The sequence below is a fragment of the Phytoactinopolyspora mesophila genome, from assembly GCF_010122465.1.
GTDB classification, from domain to species: Bacteria; Actinomycetota; Actinomycetes; order Jiangellales; family Jiangellaceae; genus Phytoactinopolyspora; species Phytoactinopolyspora mesophila.
The window spans coordinates 25,974-50,000 of the sequence record NZ_WLZY01000004.1 but is presented as its reverse complement, the minus strand read 5'-3'; the positions used below and the strand labels follow the sequence as shown (position 1 = coordinate 50,000).

Sequence of the window (24,027 nt, the reverse complement as noted above, 5' to 3'; positions counted from 1 at the left end):
CGACCGAAGGACTGAGACGTGCCCGACCGACCTGAGATCGTCTGCATCTGCGGCTCTACGCGGTTCGTAGACGAGATGCGTGCGGCGAACCGTGATCTGACCTTGGCAGGTGTCATCGTCGTCGCGCCAGGCGAAGCTGACGAGTTGATCACCAACGAGCAGAAGACCGCGCTGGACGCGCTCCACCTGCGCAAGATCGACCTGGCTGACCGGGTTCTGGTCGTCAACCCCGGCGGGTATATCGGCGAGTCCACGAGTAGGGAGATCGCATATGCCCACGCCACCGGCAAGCCGATCTCGTTCACCGATCCCGTCTGACCAGTAGACGCTTCGTGGTCCGCACGGGCAACGAGTCTCGGTCAGCCTCGCAGTGTGTTGCTAGGGGCTTCGAAGTCGTCGGGGCGCAGCCTTGTGCTTGTGTCGCGTGACGCGATCTCCGATGAGGTGTGAACGTGTTGCCCGAGCGGTTCGGGAACTGGAACGCGATCTACAAGAACTTCGGCCGCTGGTCGAAGGCCGGGGGTCTGGGCGCGCATGCTCGAGCAGGTCCAGGCGATGGCTTGCCAGGGCGGCGACGTCGGCTGAATCACGGCGATCAAATGAGGCTCTTGTGACTTATGCGTGGGTGAGTTCGTGGGGGCCGCTGCTGGCGGGTTGTTCCCTAAGGGCTTTCGGCGAGGTCTGGCTGTGGTGTGTCGCCTTCGTGGGTGGTTGCTGCTGGTGTGAAGATCGTCGTGTGAATCACGACGGGCCGCCGGGTCGGTATTCGGGGTCGTGGAGATCGTCGTGCCAGCCAATGCCGCTGTACGCCGTCAGAATTCACACGAGTGGGCACACACCAGTCGTGAAGATCGTCGTGTGAACCACGACGGGCCGCCGGCACCAGCGGCTTGAGCAGTTCAGTGGGCCCGGTGGTTCGAGCAGGCACGCCACCCGAACTCAAAAGGGCTCGGGCATGCGCCACAACACCCAACCCGCCCACGTACACACCACCCGCCAAGGCGCCTGCGCCCACGGACACGACAGAAGCGCCTCAAACGACAAGTGCGATGATCAGCGGCGATTCAACGCCACCACAAGCAGATCTCGCACGAGATCACCCAGGCCGATTCCAGCGGCACGCACCGCTTGGGGCAGCAATGATGTCTCCGTCATGCCGGGCGCCACGTTGACGTCGAGCAACCAGGGCGTGCCGTGGTGGTCGACGATCATGTCGGTGCGGGAAAGATCCCGGAGGCCGAGGGCTCGGTGAGCTTTCACGGCGGCGTCGGCGACGGTTTGGGCCACGGCGTCGCCGAGCCGTGCCGGGACGAAGTATTCGGTGGTGCCGGCGGTGTAGCGGGCGTGGTAGTCGTACGTGCCTGACTCGGCGACGATCTCGACGGCGGGCAGCGCCTTTGGCCCAGACCCCGTGTCGACCACCGAGACGGCGATCTCCGTTCCATCGATCTTTTGTTCTATCATAGCTGCCTGACCATAGGCGAAACACTCCACCATGGCCGATGGCAGGCTCTCGGCCTCGGTCACGACCGATGTGCCTAGCGATGACCCGCCGCGGGCTGGCTTGACTATGAGCGGGAGGCCGAGGCGGGCAACCAAGGCGTCGAGCAGTGCTGCTGCGCCCAGATCACGGAATGTGGCCTGAGACAACACCGCCCCGGGGGGTGTCTTGAGGGCGGCGGCCTCGAGCAGCCCTTTGGCCACCGGCTTGTCGAAGGTTTGCCGGCAGCTACCGGGCGGAGAGCCCACATACGGGATCCCGGCCAGGGTCAGAACCTCCTGGATGGCTCCGTCTTCGCCCTGAGTGCCGTGCAGCAGCGGAAAAACGACAGCTGGCGGCTCACTCACGAGCGTCGACAGGAGATCCGCGTCGGCGTCACGCTGGCTGACGTCGACGCCGATCTCCCGGAGCGCCTCGGCCACCCGACGCCCCGACCGTAACGAGACGTCCCGTTCGTGGGAGAGTCCGCCGGCCAGGACGAGTACGTGGCCGAGATCGCTCATCTGATCGCCTTTCATCTGGAATCAGGGATGTTCGAGCCGGGGCGCGTCTGGATCAGCTCTGGTCCGGTGCGGGGGCGTCGAGTCCGGGCCGGCGCGACGACGTCGAGGCGCCGAACGCGGTGCGCAGCTCCACTTCCTGCTCCACGACTTGCGCCAGGCGTCGCACGCCTTCACGGATCCGTTCGGGTGTGGGGTAGCAGTAGGACAGCCGCATCGAGCGGCTGCCGAAGCCGTCGGCGTAGAAGGCGGTGCCAGGGACGTACGCGACCCGGTTGGTCACGGCACGAGGCAGCATCGCCTTGGTGTCGAGGCCTTCTGGCAAGGTCAGCCACACGTAGAAGCCACCGCTCGGGTGGGTCCAATGCGTGCCCTCGGGCATGAGATCACTCAATGCGCCGAGCATCGCATCACGCCGTTCGCGGTAGAGCTCACGGAAAGCCTTGACCTGACCCCGCCAGTCATACCCCGAGAGGTATTCCGAGACCGCCAGCTGACTGAAGGTAGGCGGGCACAATACGCTGCTCTCGGCCGCCAGGACGAGCTTCTCCCGTACGGCATGTGGCGCCAGCGTCCATCCGACGCGGAAGCCGGGCGCGAACGTCTTCGAGAACGAGCCGAGGTACACCACCCCTTCGTCGTCGTCGGCCCGCATGGCTCGCGGCACTTCGCCGTCGAAACCCAGTAGACCGTAGGGGTCGTCCTCGATGATGAGCAGGTCCTCTTGCCGGCAGATTCGCAGGATCTCGGTGCGTCGTTCGGCGGGAAGCGTGACTCCGGCCGGGTTGTGGTAGCTGGGAATCGTGTACAGGAACTTGATGCGCCGTCCGCTGGCATTCACCGCGCGGATCGCTTCGCGCAGACGGTCCGGGATGAGACCTTCGTCGTCCATCTCCACATGCACAACTTCGGCCTGGTAGGAGCGGAACGTGCTCAACGCACCGACGTACGACGGCGCCTCGGCCAGGATCACGTCGCCCGGATCGATGAAAATCCTGGTGACGAGGTCCAAGGCCTGCTGGGAGCCTACCGTGACGGTGACATCGTCCGGATGCCCTCGTACGCCGGTAGCACTCATGACCTCACATATCTGCTCCCGCAAGCGGGGGTCACCTTGGCCGGAGCCGTACTGCAGGGCGGTCAGGCCGCGCTTCTCGATCAGGTTGTTCAGCAGCGAGCCGACGACATCCATTGGTAGACCCGAGATGTTGGGCATGCCGCCGGCCAAGGACACGACCTCCGGCCGGGAGGCCACGGCGAACAGCGAGCGGACCTCTGAGGCGGTCATGCCATGAGTACGGGTGGCATAGCGGTCAACGTATGAATCTAGCCGGGAGCCGGTCGCAGGTGTTGCTGCTTCGGCAGTCCTCTGATTCGCGTCTGGATCCTGCCCCACGTCACACCTCCACCTTCGCTCGTCGACCACGCTCGGATAGCATCGCCGCCAGCTACCAACAATGCCCCAAAACGTGGCTCAACGCACATTGCTTAGTGGGCACGGTTATGACACATCACACCTGAGCGAGATCATCCAGGTGGAGCACGCCCGTAGGCGCGTCTTCGCCGGTAGGCAGGTAGACGCGCTGAACAGCGACGACGATCGCCTCGGCGATGACGTCGCGGAAGTCGGGGTCTGCGAGCCGCGCGGCGTCGTTCTCGTTGGTGACGTATCCGAGCTCTACCCGCACGGTGGCCATCTTCGTGTGCCGCAGCAGGTCCCAGGTCTTGGCATGGCTGTGACAGTTGAGCAGGTCGGTTCGGGCGACGATCTCGCGTTGGATCAATCCGGCGAACTGCTCGCCGATGGCACTCATAGTGCCCGGGCGGTCGCCGCCGTAGTAGTACGTCGACACACCGGAGGCCGACGGGTTCGGATGGGCGTCGACGTGCAGCGAGACCATGAGGTTCGCGCCGGTCTCGTTGGCGAACTCTGCGCGGCCGATCTCGTCGAGCTCGACCTCGGAGCCAGGTCCTCGGGTCAGATACGTCTGGACGCCGGTAGCGGTCAGCCGACCTTCGATGCGGGCCCCGAGATCTTCGACTATGGCGGCCTCCTCGAGACCGTGCCCGGTGTTTCCGCGGTCGGCTCCACCGTGACCGGGGTCGATCACGACGACCTTGCCCGGCAGCCGCTTGCCGGCACGCCGCAGCGCCTCCGAGGCGCGTAGCGTGTCCGGGCGGCCGCCGGTGACGATCGGGGCCAGCCGGCCAAGTGCCTTGAAGGTGCTCGGCCCGCAGGTTCCGTCGGGCGTGAGGCCGGTGTTGCGCTGCAGCTCCCGCACCGCCTCGTCAGTACGCGGACCGAAGACACCGTCGACCTGACCGACATCGAAACCGAGTTCGCTCAATCTGCGCTGCAGCGCGAGAACGTCGTCGCCCGTTTGCGGATTCGCGACGACGTACGAGAGCAGCCGGTCGCCCAGGCGCCAGCGGGCCTCGTCCAGCACCCGGTAGGTGGTGGCATCGACGACGCCGGTAACGGTCAGACCGCGCTCCTGCTGGAACTGCCGGACCGCCCGGTCAACGTCCTCGTCAAAGGTGTGCGGGCCAGGGGCGGTGTCGTCCAGCAGCCCCAGCAGCGTGAGTTTGGTCCGGATCTCCGAAATGGCAGGTCCGGTGTCGCCCAAGCGGTAGCGAACTGTCGTCATCGAACGAGACTAGCCGACGTAGTCGGCGAGTTCGTTCAGGAGGAGGGACTTGGGCTTGGCGCCGATGATCTGCTTGACGACCTCGCCGCCGGAGTAGACGTTCAACGCCGGAATCGAGGTCACTCGGTTGGCAGCCGCCGTCGCGGGGTTCTCGTCGATATTCAGCTTCACGATCTGGAGGTTGTCCTGCGATTGGGCAATCTCCTCGAGCACCGGAGCGATCATCTGGCACGGCCGGCACCACTCAGCCCAGAAGTCGACGAGTACAGGCTTGTCACTCTTCAGGACCTTCTCTTCGAAGTCAGCGTCAGTCACGTGCTGGATGGTTCCCATGTGTACTCCTCAACTATGGATGGTGCGGTGTCGCCGGCCCGAAGGACGGATGAAACAAAGGTCAGGACGGTACGAGTTCCGACCCGGCGATCTGAGCCGTGGGGGTCAGATCCAGCTCGGCAAGGAACCGCTCCGCATCGAGCGCGGCCGAACACCCGGTGCCCGCCGCGGTGACGGCCTGCCGATAGACGTGGTCGACGAGGTCGCCGGAGGCGAACACACCCGGGAGGTTGGTGCGCGTCGACGGAGCATCGACCAGCACGTAGCCTTCCGAATCGAGATCCACCTGCCCCCTGACCAGCTCAGAACGGGGATCGTGACCGATCGCGACGAACAGTCCGGTGACGTCCAGGGTACGTTCTGCGCCGGTACGGGTGTCGCGCAGGAGCAGCCCCGACACCTTCTCCTCGCCCAGGACGTCGGCGATCTCGGTGTTCCAGACGAACTCGATCTTCTCGTTCGCGAAGGCCCTCTCCTGCATCACCTTGGACGCACGGAGTTCGTCGCGCCGGTGGATGAGATAGACCTTGCTGGCAAAGCGGGTCAGGAAGGTCGCCTCTTCGATCGCGGAGTCGCCACCGCCGACGACGGCGATGTCTTGGTCCCGGAAGAAGAAGCCATCGCAGGTGGCGCACCAGGAGACACCGTGTCCGGACAGCCGCGACTCGTTCTCGAGACCGAGTTTCCGGTAGCCCGAGCCCATGGCCAGAATCACCGCGTGGGCGCGGTACTCATTGCCTTCACCGTCCTTGACGACCTTGACGGGACCGGTCAGATCCACGTCCACGGCGTCGCGGGTGATGATCTCCGCGCCGAACCGCTCGGCCTGTGCCCGCATCTCTTCCATCAGCGCGGGTCCCATGATGCCGTCGCGGAATCCGGGATAGTTCTCCACCTCAGTGGTGTTCATCAGGGCACCGCCCCACTCGACCTCTCCCTCCAGAACGAGAGGATCGAGGCGCGCGCGAGCGGCATAGACGGCCGCCGTGTATCCGGCTGGGCCGGAACCGATGATGATCAGCTGTCGAGTCTCGGTCACCTTGGTGCCTTCCACGGATGAGTCGTGAGTTCATCTGGCCCAACGGATCCTAGGCGCCGAGAATTCCCGCGGCCGAACCGGCACGCCGTTGTCCGGCGGGCATCACTGCTCAGGCTCGGGCACCACGACCACCGGCTCCCCGGTAGTAGGGCCGGAGTCGCAATCCGGGAGCGTCCAGCCGAACAGCTCACCGGCGTCGGAGAGCACAACCAGAACTTCACCTTCGACCTCGGTGCTGCCCACGAGCTCGAACTCCAGGTCGTGAGCGAGACCATCACCGCAGTCGGGCCGGACCTCAGTGCGCTCGGCCCAGACGGCCAACGCGGCGTCGACCAGAACGTCGCCATCAGCCACGGCGCCGTCTTCGGCCATGGCATCAGGGGCATCCGCGACCGTGGGCTGGTCTTGCGCCTCGAGCCCGGCGGAATCGTCGTCCGCGAAGTCTTCCTCGGCCTCGGCCCGATCCTCGTCCGCGTTCTCGCCGGCCGACGGGACCGGTTGCTCGTCGCCGGAGAGAACGGCGTATCCGGCGAAGCCCACCACGGCCGCGGCCGCGGCGGCCGCAACTACCCGGGGCAGGCTCTTGCGGAACCACGCGATAGGGCGATCGTTCATGGAGGTGACGTTCGTCACGGTGGCATCGGATTCCGCACCGTGGCCGGCTGCTGCCTCGGCGGCCAGTGCGGCGTCGATCCGGGCGGACACGTGGCCAGGCAGCGCGATCTCGGCGGGTGCTCCCTGCAGCAGGCGGCGGACCTCCGTGAGACGTCCGAGAGTGTCTTGACACAGCGCACAGTCGACGGTGTGGGCATGAACCTCAGCCGCGTCGACGTCGTCCAGGATGCCTTCGGCCAGCTCAGCCAGTACGTGCCCAGGAGGGTGCGCGTCGGTCCGGGTCACCGGCGATCACCTCCTCCTGGTTCACTGGTCGCTGCAGGTGGGACGCGAGGGTTGTCTGCTTGGTTCCCTCTGGGTTGCGAGGATTCGCCTTGGGTGAGCAGTGGGAGTAGCCGGGCACGGCCTCGGGCACACCGGCTTTTGATGGTCCCGACGGGGAGACTCAGCATCTCGGCGACCTCGGCCACCCGGTAACCCTCGACGTCGACGAGGACCAGCGGCACGCGTTGTTCATCGGGCAGGGACGCCAACGCTGCCTGCAGGTCGAGCCGCAGCGGGGCATGTTCCGCCGGGTCGCCGCCGGCGCCGGCGGCCGCGGTGAGAACGGGGTTCTCGGTGCCGTCGAACGCAACCGGGTCCGAGGGACGCGCGGCGGTATGCCGGATGCGGTCCAGACACGCATTGACCACTACCCGGTGCAGCCAGGTGGTTACTGCCGATTCGGCTCGAAATGACGACGCTCGCCGGAACGCGTTGACTAGTGCGTCCTGAAGCGCGTCCGCGGCATCTTCGGGATTTCCAAGGGTGCGGAGCGCTACTGCCCAGAGCCGGTCCTGGTGCCGCCGGACCAGTTCGCCGAATGCTTCGTGTTCTCCGCCAACATGGCGGCGCAATAGCTCACCATCGTCAGCGTCCTGGTACCCGGACGGCCCACCCGTCACTGCGAACCTCCCTCGGTGCCCAAGACCGTCACGTCGGCGATGCCGCTTCGATAGTCACCCTCGAAAGGTGGCAGCCGTGTGAACCACACCAAGACATAGCGTGTTGTGACGGATTCCTCAAGTGTATGACCGAACGTGAGCTCGGCATTCTCCTCGACGTGAACCCTGGACCAATCGTCGAAGTCGCCTGGCACGCTGCTTGCATCCTCCGGCGCCACGCGTAGTTCGAGATCGGCGTCGTCGTTCATCAGCGTTACTTCGATCTCAGTAATGCTCTTGGGTTCACCGAGGTCTACGTACAACCCGACGCCAGGCTTTTGTGCCTCTAGCGGGTCCAGATACCGGAGCGTGCGCCACACGGTGTCGAGGTTGCCGTCTGTCGCATTGCCGACTTCGGTGGGACTCTCCGGGGTGCCGCCGAAGGGGTCGAAGTAGTCCGCTGTGACGGCTTCTAGTGGCTCCGCCTCCGGTTCTGGTTCCGGCGGTGGCGAGGTGGGATCTTCGCCTGTCTCGGCCGAGCCGGGCTCCTCTCGGGCGGGCCGGTCCGGATCGTCGAACGCGCTGAGCATCAGCTGCAGTCCGACGAGGGTTGCCCCGACCAGCAACAGAGCCGCACCGAAGACGCCCAGGAATCTGCCGAGTTTGCTGGTCCGGCGCCGGTCGCGCCGGCTGCGTAGCTGTGTGGCCGCCGTGCCCGCGGGTACGCCGAGATACGGGCCGGAGACCGGATCCAGCAGGCCGTTGCCGTTACCCTCGGCGGAGTCCTGTCCGACGATCGCGAACTGGTCGGTTCCCGGACCGGTGCCCAGCTCGGAGGCGATCTCGAAAGGCGAACGAAGCGGCGGGACATGATGGCGGCGAGCGTTGCCGATGGAGCGGTCGGTGACGACGTCCAGCGAGGTGGGTATTCCGGGTCTGACCTGCCGGGCCGAAGCCAGTCGCCCGTCGATGCGAGGAGCGGGTTCGAGCCCTCCGGAGGCTCCGATGGGCCACCGGGCCGTCAAACAGGCGTACAGGACGCTTCCGACGCCAGCGGCGTCGAGGACGCCCGCATCGGTTTCTCGAGTCTCGGCGCCGTCGAGGTTGATCTCGGCCGCGCCGTAGAGCACCGCCTCGGTCTCGAGGCCGGCGATCTTGATCGATCCCTCCGCGGTGAGGAATACCAGGGTCGGGCTGAGCCGGCGGTGTGAGAGTTGCATGTTGTGCGCGACAGCGAGAGCGTCCGCGACCTCACGGCCGATCGCCGAGGCGTGCTCGGTGTGGAACGGGCCTTCGGCCAGGAGGCCGGCAAGGCTCCGGCCAGGGGTCCACTCGCGCACGAGATAGGAAAGGTCCTCCGCCCCGATGTCGAGGATCCGCAGGAAGCGTGGATCGTCGATCGAGGAGGCTTTCCTCGCGGCACGGATGAAGTCGTCCCCGCGGGGGTCGCCGGCTGGGATGGTCTGGATGAACACCTGGCGCTGAAGGATCTCGTCGAACCCGAGCCACGAGCGCACCCCAGCGGTCTCGTCGAGCAGGTTCTCGACCCGGTACCGTCCGGCCAGTGTGCGTGCCCGCCCCGAGGGCTGTGAAAGGCCGGCCTCCCCGTGCTTGGGCAGCTCCGGATGGGTGTCGATGTCGAGATTCGGATGGCGCCGTGCCGCCGGGTTTCCCTCCTGCAGGATGCTCGGCGGCCGGGGCCGGTCAGTGAGAGCGGGCATGCCATGCATGGTCGCGCCGTGCATGGTTTCGTCCAGGAAGAACTCGACCGTGACGTCGGGGTCGAAGTTGGGACGGCGGAAGATGCTGAGGGTGCCCGTCTCCAGCACCGGCGGAATGTAGTCGGCGGTCTCCTCGAGCATGTCGTCCGGAATGGTGCTCTCGGTTTCGGCGGGTGCCGCCTCGGCGTGCCGGCCACGGAGCTTGGCCATGATCATGGTGATCGCGCGGCGAACTTCGGAGATGCGGAAGACGTATGCCAGGGCCACGAAGGTGGCGCCCCCCACGGAGGCGCTGATGGCAAGCTCCACTAACCGTTCGATCATGGAGGGGAACGCACTCAGCAGGCCGAGCTGCGACCAGCCGCGCCAGAGCAGCCAGGCCAGTCCGGCGGCGACACCGGTGGGGATGGCCAGCCGGGCCATATGCTGTACCAGCGGCGAGAAGTCGATCGCACCGATCTCGCGCTGTAGGCGCACGACGCTCACGGTGGCTCCGACGAGATAGGCCGCACTGTATCCGGTGGCCAGCGTCATCGTGACGAGATGGGGGCTCGGCGAGATCACGCTCAGCCCGATGGCCCAGACGATCATCACCGCAGCGATCCACAACTGGGTGAAGAACGGTGTCCGGGTGTCCTTGAGCGCGTAGAAACCGCGCAGGCACAGGTAATGCACGGTGAACGCGAGCAGGCCGGGCAAGAGCGCGATCAGCGTACGGGCCAGCATCCCGGTCTGGCCTTCGGCTGAGCCGTAGTCGAAGATCACCGCCGTGATCGGGAAGGCCAGCACGGCCATCAGCGCGGCCATGGGCAGGAGGATGGCCAGGCAGATGCGCACGACCGAGACCAGCTTCTCCCTGACCTCGTCGATGTGCCCGTCGGCCGCCAGATCGGCCAGACGGGGCAGCAGCGCTGTGGCTAGAGAGACCGTGATGATCGCGTGCGGCACCATCATGATCAACATGGCGTTCGCGTACACGGTGTAGCCGGCGCCGTCGCCATCGACCGCTGTGGCACTGGCACCGGTCGCGACGTTGACGAAGAAGAGGTAGGCGATCTGGTTGACGATGACGAACCCGACGCTCCACAAGCCCATCCGGATCGGTTCACGAAGGCCGGCGCCGCGCCAATCGGTCCGGAACCGGAGCGAGAAGCCGGTCTTGCGCAGGACGGGGATCAGGATGAGCGCCTGTGCGGCCACTCCGGCGGTCGAGCCGAGGCCGAGCAGAAGCATCTCGGCGGTGGAGAACGTGCCTGCAGACTTGGTGCCGTAGACGATGAGGTAGAGAGCGAAGACAGCGATCGCCACGACGTTGTTGAGAATCGGCGCCCACATCATCGGCCCGAAACGGCCCTTGGCGTTGAGGATCTGGCCGATCAGGACGTACAACCCGTAGAAGAAGATCTGCGGCAGGCAGAACCGGGCGAACATCACCATGTTGTCGTAGAGCGGCCGCATCTCCGGTTCGAGATACCTGGAGTCGACGATCGCCCGGATGATCCACGGCGCGGCGAGAACCGCCACGACGGTTGCCACCCCCAGCACGGTGATGGCCAGGCTGAACAGCCGCTGTGAGTACGCCGCGCCACCGTCGGCGTCGTTCTTGATGGCTCGCACCAAGACCGGCACCAGTACGGAGTTGAGGACACCCCCGCCCACGAGGATGTAGATCATGTTGGGGATGACGTTGGGCACGTTGAACACGTCGGCCGTGGCGACGGTCAGCCCGAGTGCCGCGGCGATGATGGCGGCTCGTCCGAACCCGGTCAGCCGCGAGACGATCGTGCCGGCCGCCATGACGACGCTGGAGCCGAGGAGGCTGGGGCGTCTAGGGTCGGGCGACTCGACGTTACGCGTATCGGTCACCGCGTGACCCCCTGCGCAGGCGGCCGTGGCGCGGCACCGGTGTGATCGCCGGCGGCACCCGCCGAACCGGGGTCGTCACCGGTCGCGACGTCATCTGCCGCGGACTCGCTCACCGAATCGTGGTCGCCGGTCGCCGAGTTTCGACGTCGCAGCATGGTGCGGATCACCGCGGCTCCGAACAATGCTCCGGCGCCGACGATGATGATCCAGCCGATAGTGCCGTAGTCGGTCGCGTTGACCACCGACTGGGTTGTCGGGCCGAGCGGAGCGCCGCTGTGGGTGACGAGCTGGACGGTGATGGGTACCCGTCCGTTCGTTGCCGCCTGTGCCTTGATCTCGATGGTTTCACGTGAACCCGCACCGACCTGTTGTTCCGGCACGTCGTCGACACGGAGGCGATCCGGGTTGGCGGACTGAATGGCGAGCTTGACGGTCACCGGCTCGTCGAGCTCATTGGTGACGGTCAGGGGAAAGATCCCGGTTCGGCTGGACAGGGTGACCGACTCGGGAACGGTGACGCTCACCTCGCCGAGCTGCCGGCCGAGTTCGTCGGTGATGTCCGAGGCGTATTCGAGACCCGCGGCCGGGTCATCGCGCCATCCTGAGGACGCCGCCCGGATCGCGGCCAGACCCAGCGCCCGGTTCAGGTCCTGATCCGGATCGGCCAGGAGTTCGGTGTACTTCTGCACGGCATCTTGCAGGTCAGCAGCCGCCGCGACGTTCTCTGCCGGCAGTACGTTTCCCGCATCCGCGGGCTCAACGGTCACAGACGCCGGCTGGGATGGCGCCGGCAGCTCGTCGACGGTGACAGGCTCGACCCACGGCAAGTCCGTCCACACATCGACTACGGCGTTGGCAAGGTCCTCATGCGGCGTCCAGCGCGCCGGTGGCGCGACGACGAGCGGCTGGGGCTGAGCCCCCCGGAGTTCGGCTTCTATCGCGGCCATGGCGGTCTCCGCGGCCCACCGCTGGCGAAGCTCCAGCAGGCCGGCGTCGGTGTTGGTCGCGTTGTGGGCGTCGGCCACCACCGCGTCGAGGCCCGGATCGGTCAGCACCACCTCGAGTTCGCCCCGGGCTGTGCTCATGTGAGCCATCGGGCTCTCCGACGACGTCGCGGCGGCCCCGGACAGGATCACGGTGCGTACTCCGGCGTCGGCAAGCGCCGAGAACACGTCGTCGTCAGCACCGGCGTCCGCACGTGCCACCCCGGTACGCACGTCCGCCAGGGTCCGGGCGGTCTGCCGGGTCGCGTCGACCGACGCAGCGGTGAGCTGGGAGGCGAGCTCGGGATCGGTGGCCAGCAGAGCTCTCACGTCCGGGCGGGCGTAGGGCAGCAGATACAGGCTGCCGTCGCGCTCCGGCTGGAACTTCGACTCCCACTCCTCCGCGGCTTCGGCCGCGTCACCGGAATCGGATTCGGTCATGGCGTCGACCGTGTCGAGGAGATCCGGATCGACGAGCCAGGTCACCGGATTGGAGCCGGCCGCGTCGACGATCGCATCGAGAGGGCCGCCTGGGGCGATCCGGCCGGCGACGGCGTCGTTGCGCAGGTCACCACTCGGCATCAGGGCCGGCGGCGCCTCGGCGGGCCACAGCAGGGCAACGTCCACCTTCGCCGGGACGTCGTCCGGTATCCACGGCACCACCGTCCGGGCCGTATCGAGTGTGACCCGGTCCCCGTCGGTGAGGGAACCGCGAATGTCGACGCCCACGGTGTAGACACCGGGACTGCCGAAAGAAAGTTGCTCGGCATCGATGTCCAGGCGGAACTCCGCCTGTTCGCCAGGATCGAGCCGTTCGGCGACAACCTGGAAGGGGTCGTCATAGCGAAATCCCCAGCGTACGGTGTCGTCGACGGACACGAGCGCGATCTCGTCCCGGGTCTCGAGCTGAACGGTATTCCAGCGCGGCAGTGCCTGGACGTTGGTGATCGGTTCATCACCCGTGTTCTCCACGACACCGGCAAGAGTCAGTGTTTCGCCTGGGGCAAGGGCAGATGGCTCGACCGTGTTCAGGTAGCTCTCGGCGGTGGCGCCAGTGTCTTGTGCGTCGGGCCGGTCTGCCGCCGGGGCCGGAGCGGCGAAGATCATCGACACCACGGCCACCGCGGCGATGGTCAGGACTATCCGGCCGGGCATACGTCCAGGGTAGAGGTCCCGCTCATAGATTGGCGGGAATGACCCCGTTACCGCCGGTCCAGGGAGTGCCGTCATAGGTCCCATCAGTGCTCTACCAGTACGGGATTCTTGTTCCTCAGCCACACGTCGTACGCTGGTGGGTCGTGACTGGGTTGACCGATCATCAGCATGCGCTCACCGCGGCCCAACGCCGCGCCGTCCGCCAACTTCTCCGGATCTCGCCGGTGGCCGATGAGCTCGCGGAGCGCTTCGCCGCGGCCGGCCACCAGCTCGCATTGGTGGGCGGGTCGGTGCGTGACGCCTTGCTCGACCGGCTCGGCCAGGATCTGGACTTCACCACGTCGGCCCTGCCCAAGGAGACGAAACGGCTTCTTACGGGTTGGGCCGAGAACGTGTGGGACGTGGGCCAGGCGTTCGGGACGATCGGCGCCAAGAAGTCCGGTTTCCACATCGAGATCACCACATATCGCTCGGAGAACTACGACCGCGCCAGCCGCAAACCGGACGTCGCCTTCGGGGAGACGATCGAGGAGGACTTGGTAAGGCGCGACTTCACGATCAACGCGATGGCGGTGAAGCTTCCTGGACGCGAGTTCGTCGACCCGCACGGAGGTCTGGCTGATCTCGGCCGGAGGATCATCCGGACACCCGGGACGCCGGAGGCGTCGTTCTCCGACGATCCGCTGAGGATGATGCGTGCGGCGCGCTTCGCCGCGCAGCTCGGTTTCGACGTGGCCCCGGAAGTGGTCCAAGCCATGACGGACATGACCGACCGCCTCGACATCGTTTCGGCGGAACGGATACGTGATGAGCTGTCCAAGCTGGTTCTTGCCACTGAGCCCACACGGGGACTCAGATTGCTGGTCGACACCGGCCTGGCGGACCGGATGCTGCCCGAGCTCCCGGCGTTGCGCTTGGAGATCGACGAGCACCACCGGCACAAGGACGTCTACGAACATTCCCTGACCGTGCTGAACCAGGCGATCGAACTCGAGAACAGGCTGCCGGACGGCGGCCCTGATCTGGTCACCCGGCTGGCCGCGCTGCTGCATGACATCGGCAAGCCGAAGACCCGCCGGTTCGAGCCCGACGGCGGCGTCAGTTTTCACCACCATGATGTTGTCGGCGCGAAGCTGGTCCGCAAACGGCTCACGGCACTGCGTTATCCGTCCGCCGTGGTCAACAGCGTGGCCAAGCTCACCGAGCTGCACCTGAGGTTCCACGGATACCGAGGCGGGCAATGGACCGACTCCGCCGTACGGCGCTACGCGCGTGACGCCGGTGATCTGCTGGCTCGGCTGCACGTCCTGACCCGCTCCGACTGCACGACGAGAAACCCCAAGAAAGCTGATGCGCTGCGACGGTCGTACGACGACCTCGAGAAGCGGATCGAACGGCTGGAGCAGGAAGAAGAGCTGGCCGCGATCCGGCCGGACCTCGACGGAAACGCGATCATGCGCATACTCGGCACCGGGCCCGGCCCGGTGGTGGGCCGCGCCTACCGGCACATGCTCGAGGTACGTATGGATCGCGGGCCGCTCAGCGAGGAGGATGCCAAAGCCGAGCTGTTGACCTGGTGGTCGGAACAGCCTGAGGCCACAACTCCGGAGCAGTGACAGAATCAGCCCTGTTGCGCCACCATCGACATGGCGTGTTCCACGAGCGTCACCAGAACCGTCTTCACCGACTCACGGTCGCGTGCGTCAGTGACGACGAACGGCACCTCGGGCCCGATCTGCAGCGCGTCGCGGACCTCCTCGACCGAGTGCTGCTGCACGCCGTCAAAGGCATTCAGCGCGACGAGGAACGGAATGCCGCGCTGCTCCACGTAATCGACCGCACCGAAGCAGTCGGCCAGGCGACGCGTGTCCACCAAGACCACCGCGCCGATGGCGCCCCGGGTGATGTCGTCCCACATGAACCAGAACCGGCTTTGACCAGGGGTACCGAATAGGTACAAAACCAGGTCCTCAGCCAGGGTGATCCGGCCGAAGTCCATGGCGACCGTGGTCGTCCGTTTCTCCGGCAGCATGCTGAGATCGTCGACGCTCGACGAAGCGTCGGTCATGAGCGCTTCGGTCCGAAGCGGCTCGATCTCGCTCACCGAACCGACGAACGTCGTCTTACCAACGCCGAACCCGCCGGCGACCACTATCTTCACCGAAAGCGCGTCCTGCGAGGCGTGTGTCCCTCGGGACACCTCAGAGTCGACGGAGGCCATCCCTCACCCTTTCCAGCACACTCAAATCGCGAGCCGGCTCTGCCGACCCGTGGAATGCCGCGTGCGGATCCGCTACGCGGGCGAGGCCTTCGGCCTCGAGATCGGCGACAAGCACCCTAGCAACGCCCAGTGGCGTGGCGACAAGCGAGGCTATCTCAGCCACTGACCGGGGCGAATGGCACAGTCGCAAAATGCGATCTCGTTCTGGCTCGGGATCTATCCCACGATTCCGGCCAGCGTTGGTAGTCGATACAAGCGCCTCGATGGCGATGTCCTGGACCGGTCGGGTCCGGCCCCTCGTCGCAAGATAAGGCCTTATGCGGCCAGAGTCAGGTACCGACATGGCGGTCCCCATGATTCTTCCCGGTCACGTAGGCCGATTCCCCCGATCCGATCTTCACCGTGTGCGTCACCCCACACGGGCGGCCGGGTTGAGTGCGGCGCCGACCCGCTCGACGAGCAACGCCATCTCGTAGCCGACTTGGCCGAGGTCACATCCCCCCGCCGCCAAAACGGCCAGATGCGCACCCGAAGCGACGGCCATGACGAGCAGGAACCCGTCGGCCATCTCGACCAAGGTCTGTTGGACCTCGCCGGCGTTGAGGATCAGTGACGCCCCTACGGTGAGGCTCGCCAATCCGGATACAACAGCCGCCAGCTGTTCGCCACGCTCCTGTGGAAGGCCGGACGAACCGGCCAGGTGAAGGCCGTCGGCCGATACCACCACTGCGTGCGCGGCACCGGTCGTGCGGTCGACGAAGCGATCGAGGAGCCAATTGAGCTCATCGTTCGTCCCATTCGTCACTGCCTGCTCCTCTCGGGGTCGCTGGGCCGCTTAGGGACCCAGCCACCAGTTTCCTGACGTCCGCGACCGACACCTCTTTGCAAGCTTGCCAGTGTGGATGATACGGAGTCTGCGCTCTTTGCGGGAGCCGCGGGCCGGTTCGATGTTCGCGAGTCTGGCTGTTCGGCGATGGAGCCGGGCACCAGGGATGCGCCACGGCGGCGCACAGGGAGCCCAGCAGCGTTCATCGCCGGTACATCCGCGGCGCTGCTCGCAGCCGCGGCCGGGGTCTCGGACGCCGCGGTCACGTGGGCGCCCGTCTCGACCCGGCCCGCGTCGACCGATGGTGTGGTGCTGCTCGGCCACTCCTGCGTTCCGGCCGCCGGACGCGCCCTGCGGTGGCCTGGCGGGCGAGCGGCCGGTTGGGTATGCCGGGCGCTCGCGGCTTCCTCCGCCGACCGGAGCACCTCAGCAGCACGTCGCCAGCCGGCGTCGGCCGGACTCGACCAGTCCGACGAGCTCTCGCTGCTGAACCACGCCGACCGGACCGACTCGAAGATCGGTGATTCGCTCTTCGCCTGGGCGGACTGGGCGAACATCTGCCCGGTGGTCTCGGCCGCTGGGGTCCGGTCGGAGGTGAAGCTGTGGGCGCCGTAAGCGGGTTCAGGCGTCTGCGCCGGAGGCTGTGCTGGGGGCGGCGGGAATCCCGAGGGCTCGGCTGCCGGACGGGCCGGTGCTCGTGGTGCCGGCCGGTCGGCCGGTGGCGGCGGGAAGGGGTCTGGCTCGGGGAACGACTGGGTGTGGCCAGGATCGGTGTCGGCGCGGGAGGCCGGCATCTGGGCACGGGGAGCGTCGAAGGGGTCCTGGTGCTGCTGGTGGCCCGGCAGCTGAACGTCTGAGTCCAGCGGTGAGTGGATCAGATTGGCCGGTAGGTCGACATGTGCCACCGTGCCGCCGGTGGAACCCGGCTCGAGGCGGACCCGGATGCCGTGCTTGGCGGACAGCCGCGCCACGACGTACAAGCCCAGCGTTCGCGACGTGGCGACGTCGATGTCGCCGACGTTGGCCAGGCGCTCGTTGAGCTTCTCGAGCTGCTCGGCCGGGATGCCGAGGCCGCTGTCGGTCACCTGGATTCGCAGCCCGCCGCCCAGCAACGGCTGGCTGGTGACGCGCACCGGCGTGGACGGCGAGGAGAACTCGGTGGCATTGTCGATGAGCTCGGCCAGCAGGTGCGCGATATCGTCGACGGCCGATGCCGAGACGAGGTCGGTGGGCATGACGCCGAACTTCACGCGGGGGTACTGCTCGACCTCACCGACGGCGGTTCGCACCACGTCGAGCACGGGAGCCGAGGAGCTTTGCTTGCGCATCTCCTGCACGCCGGCCAGCACCAGAAGGCTCTCGGCATGCCTGCGCACCCGGGTAGCCATGTGGTCGATGCGGAACAGCGTGCTGAGCTGGTCTGGGTCTCGTTCGCGCTGTTCGAGGCTCTCGAGTTCACCGAGCTGGCGATCGACGAGGGACTGGGTGCGCCGGGAGAGGTTGACCACGATGGTGTCGAGGTTCTGGCGGAGTAACGCTTGGTCGGCGGCGATGCGCACGGCCATGGCGTGGACATCGTTGAAGGCGTTGGCGACCTCGCCGATCTCGTCGTTGCCCTCGGCGACGATGGCGTCGTCAGCCCCTGAGCCGAACGTGGCTGCCGCGGCCGGGCCGTCCCGGTGAATCCGCTCCACGAACGCGGGGAGGTCCTTGGTAGCTGTCTGCTGGGCGGCGCCCCGAAGCCGGCGCAAGGGCCCGACGATGGACCTGGCGACCACCACCGCGAGGAAGATGGTCAGCGCGAGCACGATCAGGACTGCCACGGCGCTCAGGATGGCGGTGGTGCGGGCGCCACTGGCCGCGCTGGCGGCTTGATCGACGACCGTCTCCGCCGCTTCGGTCTCGATCGAACGCAGCGTGTCCAGGCGTTCGGTGGAACTCTCGAACCACTGTTCGTGTGACTGGCCGACTTCGTCTCCGGCGCGGATCTCCTCGATGGTCTCCGCGGTGAGCTCATCGGCGCCGGCGATCCGGCTGGCCAGGCCCTGGGCCTGATCGGTGTCGTCGAGCCCGGCCAGGTAACGGCCGAGCAGCAGATCTTGTTGTCCGCGATAGACAACGGCGTTGGTGGTCAGCGACGATGACGGCTCTTCGCCCGGCGTCAGGTGGAACGTGACCAGACCGCGCTCCATCGAGGCCGACTCGACGGCCTGGGTGATGTTGTCCAACCCCGTGATCAGGCGGGCGGTCTCGCCATCGTGAACCACCGTGCCCGAGGCCGTGACAACTCCGCGCACGGCTTCGGCGAGCTCGTGGTATCCGGAAGCACCGCCGGCGTCGAAGGCGGGGTCGGACTCGTCGCTCTGGGCCCGGTGGGTGGCGAGCTGGTCGAGCTCCTCATCGAGCGCCTCGACGACGGATGCTGCGGCGGGACCAGCGGCCCGCACGTCACCAAGGCTGCCCCGGAGCTGTTCGATGGCGGTGTCAGTGCGGTCCCGGGCGTCACCCACGGCGCCGACACCCGTGGCACCGGCTTGATTGAGGCCGGTCACATCGCGCTCGTCCTGGATCCGGTGAAGCAGATCGGTCGCGGCTACGCCGACCGTGGCGAGCTGCTCGACGTCGCCCGCCGACCCGGCGTCGTCGAGAGCGTTCTTGAAGAACAGGGCGCCGAGCACCAACGTGCCCAGCAACGGGACGATGACCAGCGCGGCAACCCTGGACCGAACGCTTCGGTCGTGCAGCAGGGTGTGCCAGAAAGAGGAGCGCTCGCCCTCGTCCTGGGCAGGCGGCTGCTCTTCGGCCGGCGTTGCGGGTTCGGGTGACTGATGAGCTGCGCGCGCTCTTTTCGGGTTTGCGCTGGTTCCCCGGCGGCCTCGCGCGGTCCGCGTCATCGAACGTTCCTCCCTTGGTCTGGCGTCCCCGGAGTCGCGCGTGGATCGCGCGAGTCCATCATGGCCGCCGAACAACAGGACGACAGGACACGGGACAATAGCCGACGCTGGCTGTCTCGCACCCGCTCTGTCAATAGACGACCGATAAGCCGGACATTCGAATGGTAGTCGAGTGGGCCAAACGCTCGATGCCGGAACCCGGTCGCTTTGGGCGGTTTTTTCGCTCTTGCGACGTCACGTGAGCGTAGGCCCCACCCGTGTTCTGAACGTCACTGCGGCGGCTCTGGTTCCGGACCAGCTCACGCCTGAACGACCGGCCCGCACCAGGAACAGTCCTCAGAGCCCGCGAGAACAGCGAGCCGACGGGCTCGCCATTCGCGCGGTTCTCGGAGTGACCAGTGGTTTCAGCGCGCAGACTGCTAGGTCGTGTGTGCGGCTGTATGCCGTACAGGTGTGATCAGCGCTCCACGGTGCCCGCGATGAAGGCCTCGACCAGGTCGTGTGCCTCGCTGTCCGAGTACTGCTCGGGCGGCGACTTCATGAAGTACGAGGATGCCGACAGGATCGGGCCGCCGATGCCGCGATCTTTGGCGATCTTGGCGGCACGGAGGGCGTCGATGATGATGCCGGCCGAGTTGGGGGAGTCCCACACTTCGAGCTTGTACTCCAGGCTCACCGGGGCGTCGCCGAAGTTCCGGCCCTCGAGCCGGATGAACGCCCACTTGCGGTCGTCGAGCCATGCGACGTAGTCGGACGGCCCGATGTGCACGTTGCGGTCGTCCAGGCCGTTTGCCAGCTGCGACGTCACTGACTGGGTCTTGGATACCTTCTTGGACTCCAACCGGTCGCGCTCGAGCATGTTCTTGAAGTCCATGTTGCCGCCGACGTTGAGCTGATACGTGCGGTCGACGGTGACCCCGCGGTCTTCGAAGAGCCGAGCGAGTACGCGGTGGGTGATCGTGGCGCCGATCTGCGACTTGATGTCGTCGCCGACGATCGGCAGACCGGCTGCGGTGAACTTGTCGGCCCATTCCTTTGTGCCCGCGATGAACACCGGAAGTGCGTTGACGAACGCCACCCCGGCGTCGATCGCGCACTGTGCGTAGAACTTCGCTGCTTGCTCCGAGCCGACGGGCAGGTAGCACACCAGGACGTCGGTCTGAGTGGCCTTCAACACCTCGACCACGTCGACGGCATCCTCGTCGGACTCGGTGATCGTCTCGCGGTAGTACTTTCCGAGGCCATCGAGTGTGGGGCCACGCTGGACGCTGATACCGGTAGGCGGCACATCGCAGATCTTGATCGTGTTGTTCTCACTCGAACCCAGAGCATCGGCCAGATCCTGGCCGACCTTCTTGGCGTCAACGTCGAAGGCGGCGACGAACTCGATGTCACGAACGTGGTAGTCACCAAACTGCACGTGCATCAGGCCCGGAACCTTGGTTGCCGGGTCGGCATCGCGGTAGTAATGAACACCTTGAACAAGGGATGCGGCGCAGTTACCTACGCCGACAATAGCTACCCGAAGCGAGCTCATCAGCTCTTCTCCTTTTCATGGTCACTTGGTCGGTCCGGCTCGGAGCCGGACGTTGGGAACAGCGGATGCTCCCGCGAATGATTGTTTTCTGATGTGTTGGTGCGCTGTTCGGCGCTGATGAGGCCGTCGAGCCACTTGACCTCGCGCTCGACGGATTCCAGGCCGTGCCGCTGCAGTTCGAGCGTGTAGGCGTCGAGCCGTTCCCGGGTCCGGTTCAGCGCGGACCGGAATTGCTCTAGCCGTTCTTGAAGACGAGACCGCCGGCCGATCAGGATGCGCATCCTGGTGTCGGCGTCGGCCCGCCCGAAGAAGGCGAAATGAACACCAAACTGCTCGTCATCCCACGACGATGGACCGGCGGCGCTGAGCAACTCGGTAAAGCGCTCTTTGCCTTCCGGTGTGAGTTTGTAGACGATCCGGCCGCGGCGGCCGCTGCGTGACGTGCCCGAGGTGTCGATGGTTTCGTCCTCGGCCAGATGCCCGCGCCGGACCATCTCCTTCAACGTGGGATAGAGCGTGCCGTATGAGAATGCCCTGCCCCACCCGAGCAGCGAGTTCACCTGCTTACGCAACTCGTAGCCATGCAGCGGCCCGTCATGGAGCAGACCGAGTACGGCCAGCTCCAGAGCTTCGGCACGCTTGCCCACGAAGTACGCTCCCTATCGCAGTGCTGACGGACTGATGTATCGAATTGATACATCGAGATAGTACCTCGCGACGGTGTGAGTGTCACAAGCGCCTGGCGCGAGGATGTACCGTTGCCCATTGGACCTATGCGGACCTCAGGCCGCCTCAGACCCAATTCGAGACATCGAGACGCAGACGTGACGGACGCAGGACGTAGAGCGAACGCCGCGCGCGGAGGATCGCGCCGGCGTTATGCTGCGCACGGTAAGAACGCGCAGAGCGGTGCGGCCGGCAAAGCCGGTAAGCCCAGGAAACGTGGTTGGCGGAAGTTCGTCAGCTTCAAGGCGTTCTTCCTGTACTTCCTCGGCTTCACCTGCCTGGGAGTCATCGGCATCGGCGTGGTCTACGCCTGGACGGATATCCCCGAGCCCAACGATTTCGCGCTGTCAGAGACGACCATCGTCTACTACAGCGACGGTGAGACCGAGCTGGGCCGGTTCAACGCCGAGAACCGGGAGAGTGTGGATCTCTCCCAGATTCCCGAACACGTGCGCAACGCCGTGCTCGCCGCTGAGGACCGCCGCTTCTACAGCAACCCTGGATTCGACCCCGCCGGCATTGCCCGCGCCGGACTCAATTTCGTCCGGTCCGGGGGAGAGATTGACGGCGGTGGGTCCGGCATCACCCAGCAGTACGTCAAGAACTACTACCTCACTCAGGACCAGAGCTGGGACCGTAAGATCAACGAGCTGTTCGTGTCGATCAAGATCGACCAGCAGCTCGACAAGGACGACATCCTGGCCTCGTACCTCAACACCATCTGGTACGGCCGCGATGGCCTGTACGGCGTGCAGACCGCGGCGAAGTCCTACTTCGGCAAGCCGGTGAGCGAAACCACTCTGGAGGAGGGGATCGCGCTCGCCACGATCCTGCGGTCCCCGCACCGCTACGACCCCACCCTGGGGCCGGAGAACACCGAGCGGTTCGAAGCGCGCTTCCGGTTCGTCCTCGACGGCATGCTGGCGATGGGTACGGTCGCTCCGGAAGAGGCCAGGGAAGCCGAGCCGCCTGAAGTCCAGCCACGGCAAGACCAGAATCGGCTCGGCGGGCCCAACGGGTACCTGCTGCAGCAAGTTGAGAAGGAGATGCGCGCCGCGGGCATCGACGAGGCTGAGATCAGAACGGGCGGCCTCCGGGTGATCACCACCTTTGACAAAGACGCCCAAGAGGCGGCGGTACGGGCGGTCGAGGAAGAACGGCCCACCGAATCCGCCGAAGGTGTGCGTATCGGCCTGGCAGCCGTGCGCCCCGAGGACGGCGGCGTCATCGCGATGTACGGGGGGCCGGACGCCGTCGAGCAATCGTTCAACGACGCCATAGACGGCAAACAACAGGCCGGCTCGGCATTCAAGCCCTTCACGCTGATCGCGGCTCTCGAGGAAGGGATTTCTCTCGAGAGCCGGTACTGGGGCAACTCACCGTTCGACCCGCCCGAACTCGGCCCGCCGGTCAACAACCAGAATGATGCCGACTATGGCGAGGCGGTTGATCTCGTCGAGTCGATGGAGCGATCGATCAACACGGCCTTCGTCGATCTCACCATGCAACTCGGGCCGAGCCGGGTCGTCGACGCACTGATCCGGGCCGGCGTGCCCGAGAACGCCGAGGATCTGGAGAACGACGCCCGCGTCACGCTGGGAATCGGCAAGGTCTCCACCGTGGAGATGGCCGAGATCTACGCCACCCTCGCGGCAGGCGGGCGACAGACCGACTGGTACACGGTCCGACGGGTCACCGACCGCGGCGGCAACGTTGTGCATTCGGTCGAACCGGAACCGAAGGCCGTGTTCGACGCCGCCGTCGTGGCCGACACCACGTACGCACTGACACAGGTTGTGGACGGTGAGAACGGGACCGGTCATGTCGCGCGGGAGCTCGGGCGCCCGTCGGCCGGTAAGACCGGAACTCACCAAGACCTGACCGCCTGGTACGCCGGCTACACGCCGCAGCTGGCCACCGCGGTCTCGTTCATCCGCGGTGAGGGCGAGGCCGGCGGCACTGAGTCGTTGCGTGGCATCGACGGAGAAAGCAGCTTCCCGGGCGGGCGGTACCCGGCGCGTATCTGGACCGCGTTCATGTCCGCCGTGCTCGAAGACGAGGAGGTTCTCGAGTTCCCGGAACGCGCCGATGTCGGCGAGCCGGTCAACCCGGAGCCGACCGAGGAGCCGACGCCGGAGCCGACCCGTGAGCCGGAGCCGCCGCGTGAAGAGGACGACGTGTCCGGCGGCGACGAATCCGGCGCAGACGAGGGCGGCAACCAAGGTGGCAACCAAGGTGGCAACCAAGGCGGCAACGACCGAGGTGGCGACCACTCAGGCGACGACGGCGGCACCGACGACGGCACCGATCAGGGCGACGACGGCGGCACCGGCGACGAGAGCGGCGGTGACGACGAGAACGGCGACGTCTGGGGCGGCAACCAGAACGGCAACCAGAACGGCAATGATCGTGGCAACGACCGCGGGGGCGACGAGGACGGCACCGATCAGGGCGACGACGGCACCGACGAAGGGGATGCCGGCTGGGACTGAGCGCCTGGTCGATCGAAGCGAGATTCGCCGAGCTGGCTTCACGATCA

At 66.3% G+C, this 24,027-nt stretch carries 18 protein-coding genes; 3 read left to right on the top strand and 15 right to left on the bottom strand.

What is annotated here, in order from left to right:
• Nucleotides 1-18: 18 nt before the first annotated feature.
• Nucleotides 19-318 (top strand): hypothetical protein, encoded by a 300-nt coding sequence (locus F7O44_RS12470; RefSeq protein ID WP_162450604.1) that lies wholly within the window; start codon nt 19-21, stop codon nt 316-318.
• A 735-nt stretch (nt 319-1,053) separates the two neighbouring features.
• Here the strand turns inward: F7O44_RS12470 and F7O44_RS12465 are convergent.
• From F7O44_RS12465 to F7O44_RS12425, 9 genes are all read right to left on the bottom strand, one after another.
• Nucleotides 1,054-2,004, bottom strand: a complete 951-nt coding sequence (locus F7O44_RS12465) for a D-alanine--D-alanine ligase family protein (protein ID WP_162450603.1) — start codon at nt 2,002-2,004, stop codon at nt 1,054-1,056.
• 52 nt (nt 2,005-2,056) lie between these two features.
• Complete coding sequence (locus F7O44_RS12460) at nt 2,057-3,397, bottom strand: aminotransferase-like domain-containing protein (protein WP_343073869.1); 1,341 nt, start codon at nt 3,395-3,397, stop codon at nt 2,057-2,059.
• A gap of 115 nt (nt 3,398-3,512) precedes the next feature.
• The gene (locus F7O44_RS12455; RefSeq protein WP_162450601.1) at nt 3,513-4,649 is read right to left on the bottom strand and encodes an N-acetylmuramoyl-L-alanine amidase; all 1,137 of its coding nucleotides are present in this window, start codon (nt 4,647-4,649) and stop codon (nt 3,513-3,515) included.
• 9 nt (nt 4,650-4,658) lie between these two features.
• Nucleotides 4,659-4,982 (bottom strand): thioredoxin, encoded by a 324-nt coding sequence (trxA, locus tag F7O44_RS12450; protein ID WP_162450600.1) that lies wholly within the window; start codon nt 4,980-4,982, stop codon nt 4,659-4,661.
• A gap of 61 nt (nt 4,983-5,043) precedes the next feature.
• The gene (gene trxB, locus F7O44_RS12445; RefSeq protein ID WP_162450599.1) at nt 5,044-6,021 is read right to left on the bottom strand and encodes a thioredoxin-disulfide reductase; all 978 of its coding nucleotides are present in this window, start codon (nt 6,019-6,021) and stop codon (nt 5,044-5,046) included.
• A 102-nt stretch (nt 6,022-6,123) separates the two neighbouring features.
• Nucleotides 6,124-6,921 (bottom strand): hypothetical protein, encoded by a 798-nt coding sequence (locus F7O44_RS12440; protein ID WP_162450598.1) that lies wholly within the window; start codon nt 6,919-6,921, stop codon nt 6,124-6,126.
• Nucleotides 6,918-7,580 (bottom strand): RNA polymerase sigma factor SigM, encoded by a 663-nt coding sequence (gene sigM, locus F7O44_RS12435; RefSeq protein ID WP_162450597.1) that lies wholly within the window; start codon nt 7,578-7,580, stop codon nt 6,918-6,920. The genes F7O44_RS12440 and sigM overlap by 4 nt, the downstream gene beginning before the upstream one ends.
• On the bottom strand, nt 7,577-11,146 hold the full coding sequence (gene murJ / locus F7O44_RS12430; RefSeq protein ID WP_162450596.1) for a murein biosynthesis integral membrane protein MurJ: 3,570 nt from the start codon (nt 11,144-11,146) through the stop codon (nt 7,577-7,579). Before murJ ends, sigM begins: the two co-directional genes overlap by 4 nt.
• The gene (locus F7O44_RS12425) at nt 11,143-13,284 is read right to left on the bottom strand and encodes a DUF6049 family protein (RefSeq protein WP_162450595.1); all 2,142 of its coding nucleotides are present in this window, start codon (nt 13,282-13,284) and stop codon (nt 11,143-11,145) included. Before F7O44_RS12425 ends, murJ begins: the two co-directional genes overlap by 4 nt.
• A 143-nt stretch (nt 13,285-13,427) precedes the next feature.
• Here F7O44_RS12425 and F7O44_RS12420 point away from each other — a divergent pair, with 143 nt between their 5' ends.
• A complete protein-coding gene (locus tag F7O44_RS12420) occupies nt 13,428-14,900 on the top strand; it encodes a CCA tRNA nucleotidyltransferase (protein ID WP_174255914.1) in 1,473 nt (490 codons plus the stop codon).
• Nucleotides 14,901-14,905: 5 nt separating this feature from the next.
• Here F7O44_RS12420 and F7O44_RS12415 read toward each other — a convergent pair whose 3' ends face one another.
• From F7O44_RS12415 to F7O44_RS12390, 6 genes are all read right to left on the bottom strand, one after another.
• Nucleotides 14,906-15,505: a GTP-binding protein gene (locus tag F7O44_RS12415; protein WP_162450594.1), complete on the bottom strand. Its 600-nt coding sequence runs from the start codon at nt 15,503-15,505 to the stop codon at nt 14,906-14,908.
• Nucleotides 15,486-15,848: a DUF742 domain-containing protein gene (locus F7O44_RS31795; RefSeq protein WP_187361306.1), complete on the bottom strand. Its 363-nt coding sequence runs from the start codon at nt 15,846-15,848 to the stop codon at nt 15,486-15,488. The genes F7O44_RS12415 and F7O44_RS31795 overlap by 20 nt, the downstream gene beginning before the upstream one ends.
• A 66-nt stretch (nt 15,849-15,914) precedes the next feature.
• On the bottom strand, nt 15,915-16,310 hold the full coding sequence (locus F7O44_RS12405) for a roadblock/LC7 domain-containing protein (protein WP_162450593.1): 396 nt from the start codon (nt 16,308-16,310) through the stop codon (nt 15,915-15,917).
• On the bottom strand, nt 16,307-19,225 hold the full coding sequence (locus F7O44_RS12400) for a sensor histidine kinase (protein ID WP_162450592.1): 2,919 nt from the start codon (nt 19,223-19,225) through the stop codon (nt 16,307-16,309). The genes F7O44_RS12405 and F7O44_RS12400 overlap by 4 nt, the downstream gene beginning before the upstream one ends.
• A 457-nt stretch (nt 19,226-19,682) precedes the next feature.
• On the bottom strand, nt 19,683-20,762 hold the full coding sequence (locus tag F7O44_RS12395) for an inositol-3-phosphate synthase (protein WP_162450591.1): 1,080 nt from the start codon (nt 20,760-20,762) through the stop codon (nt 19,683-19,685).
• Nucleotides 20,762-21,409 (bottom strand): helix-turn-helix transcriptional regulator, encoded by a 648-nt coding sequence (locus F7O44_RS12390; RefSeq protein ID WP_162450590.1) that lies wholly within the window; start codon nt 21,407-21,409, stop codon nt 20,762-20,764. The genes F7O44_RS12395 and F7O44_RS12390 overlap by 1 nt, the downstream gene beginning before the upstream one ends.
• A 177-nt stretch (nt 21,410-21,586) precedes the next feature.
• Here F7O44_RS12390 and F7O44_RS12385 point away from each other — a divergent pair, with 177 nt between their 5' ends.
• Entirely contained in the window at nt 21,587-23,980 is a 2,394-nt protein-coding gene (locus F7O44_RS12385) for a transglycosylase domain-containing protein (protein ID WP_162450589.1), read from the top strand.
• Nucleotides 23,981-24,027 lie beyond the last annotated feature (47 nt).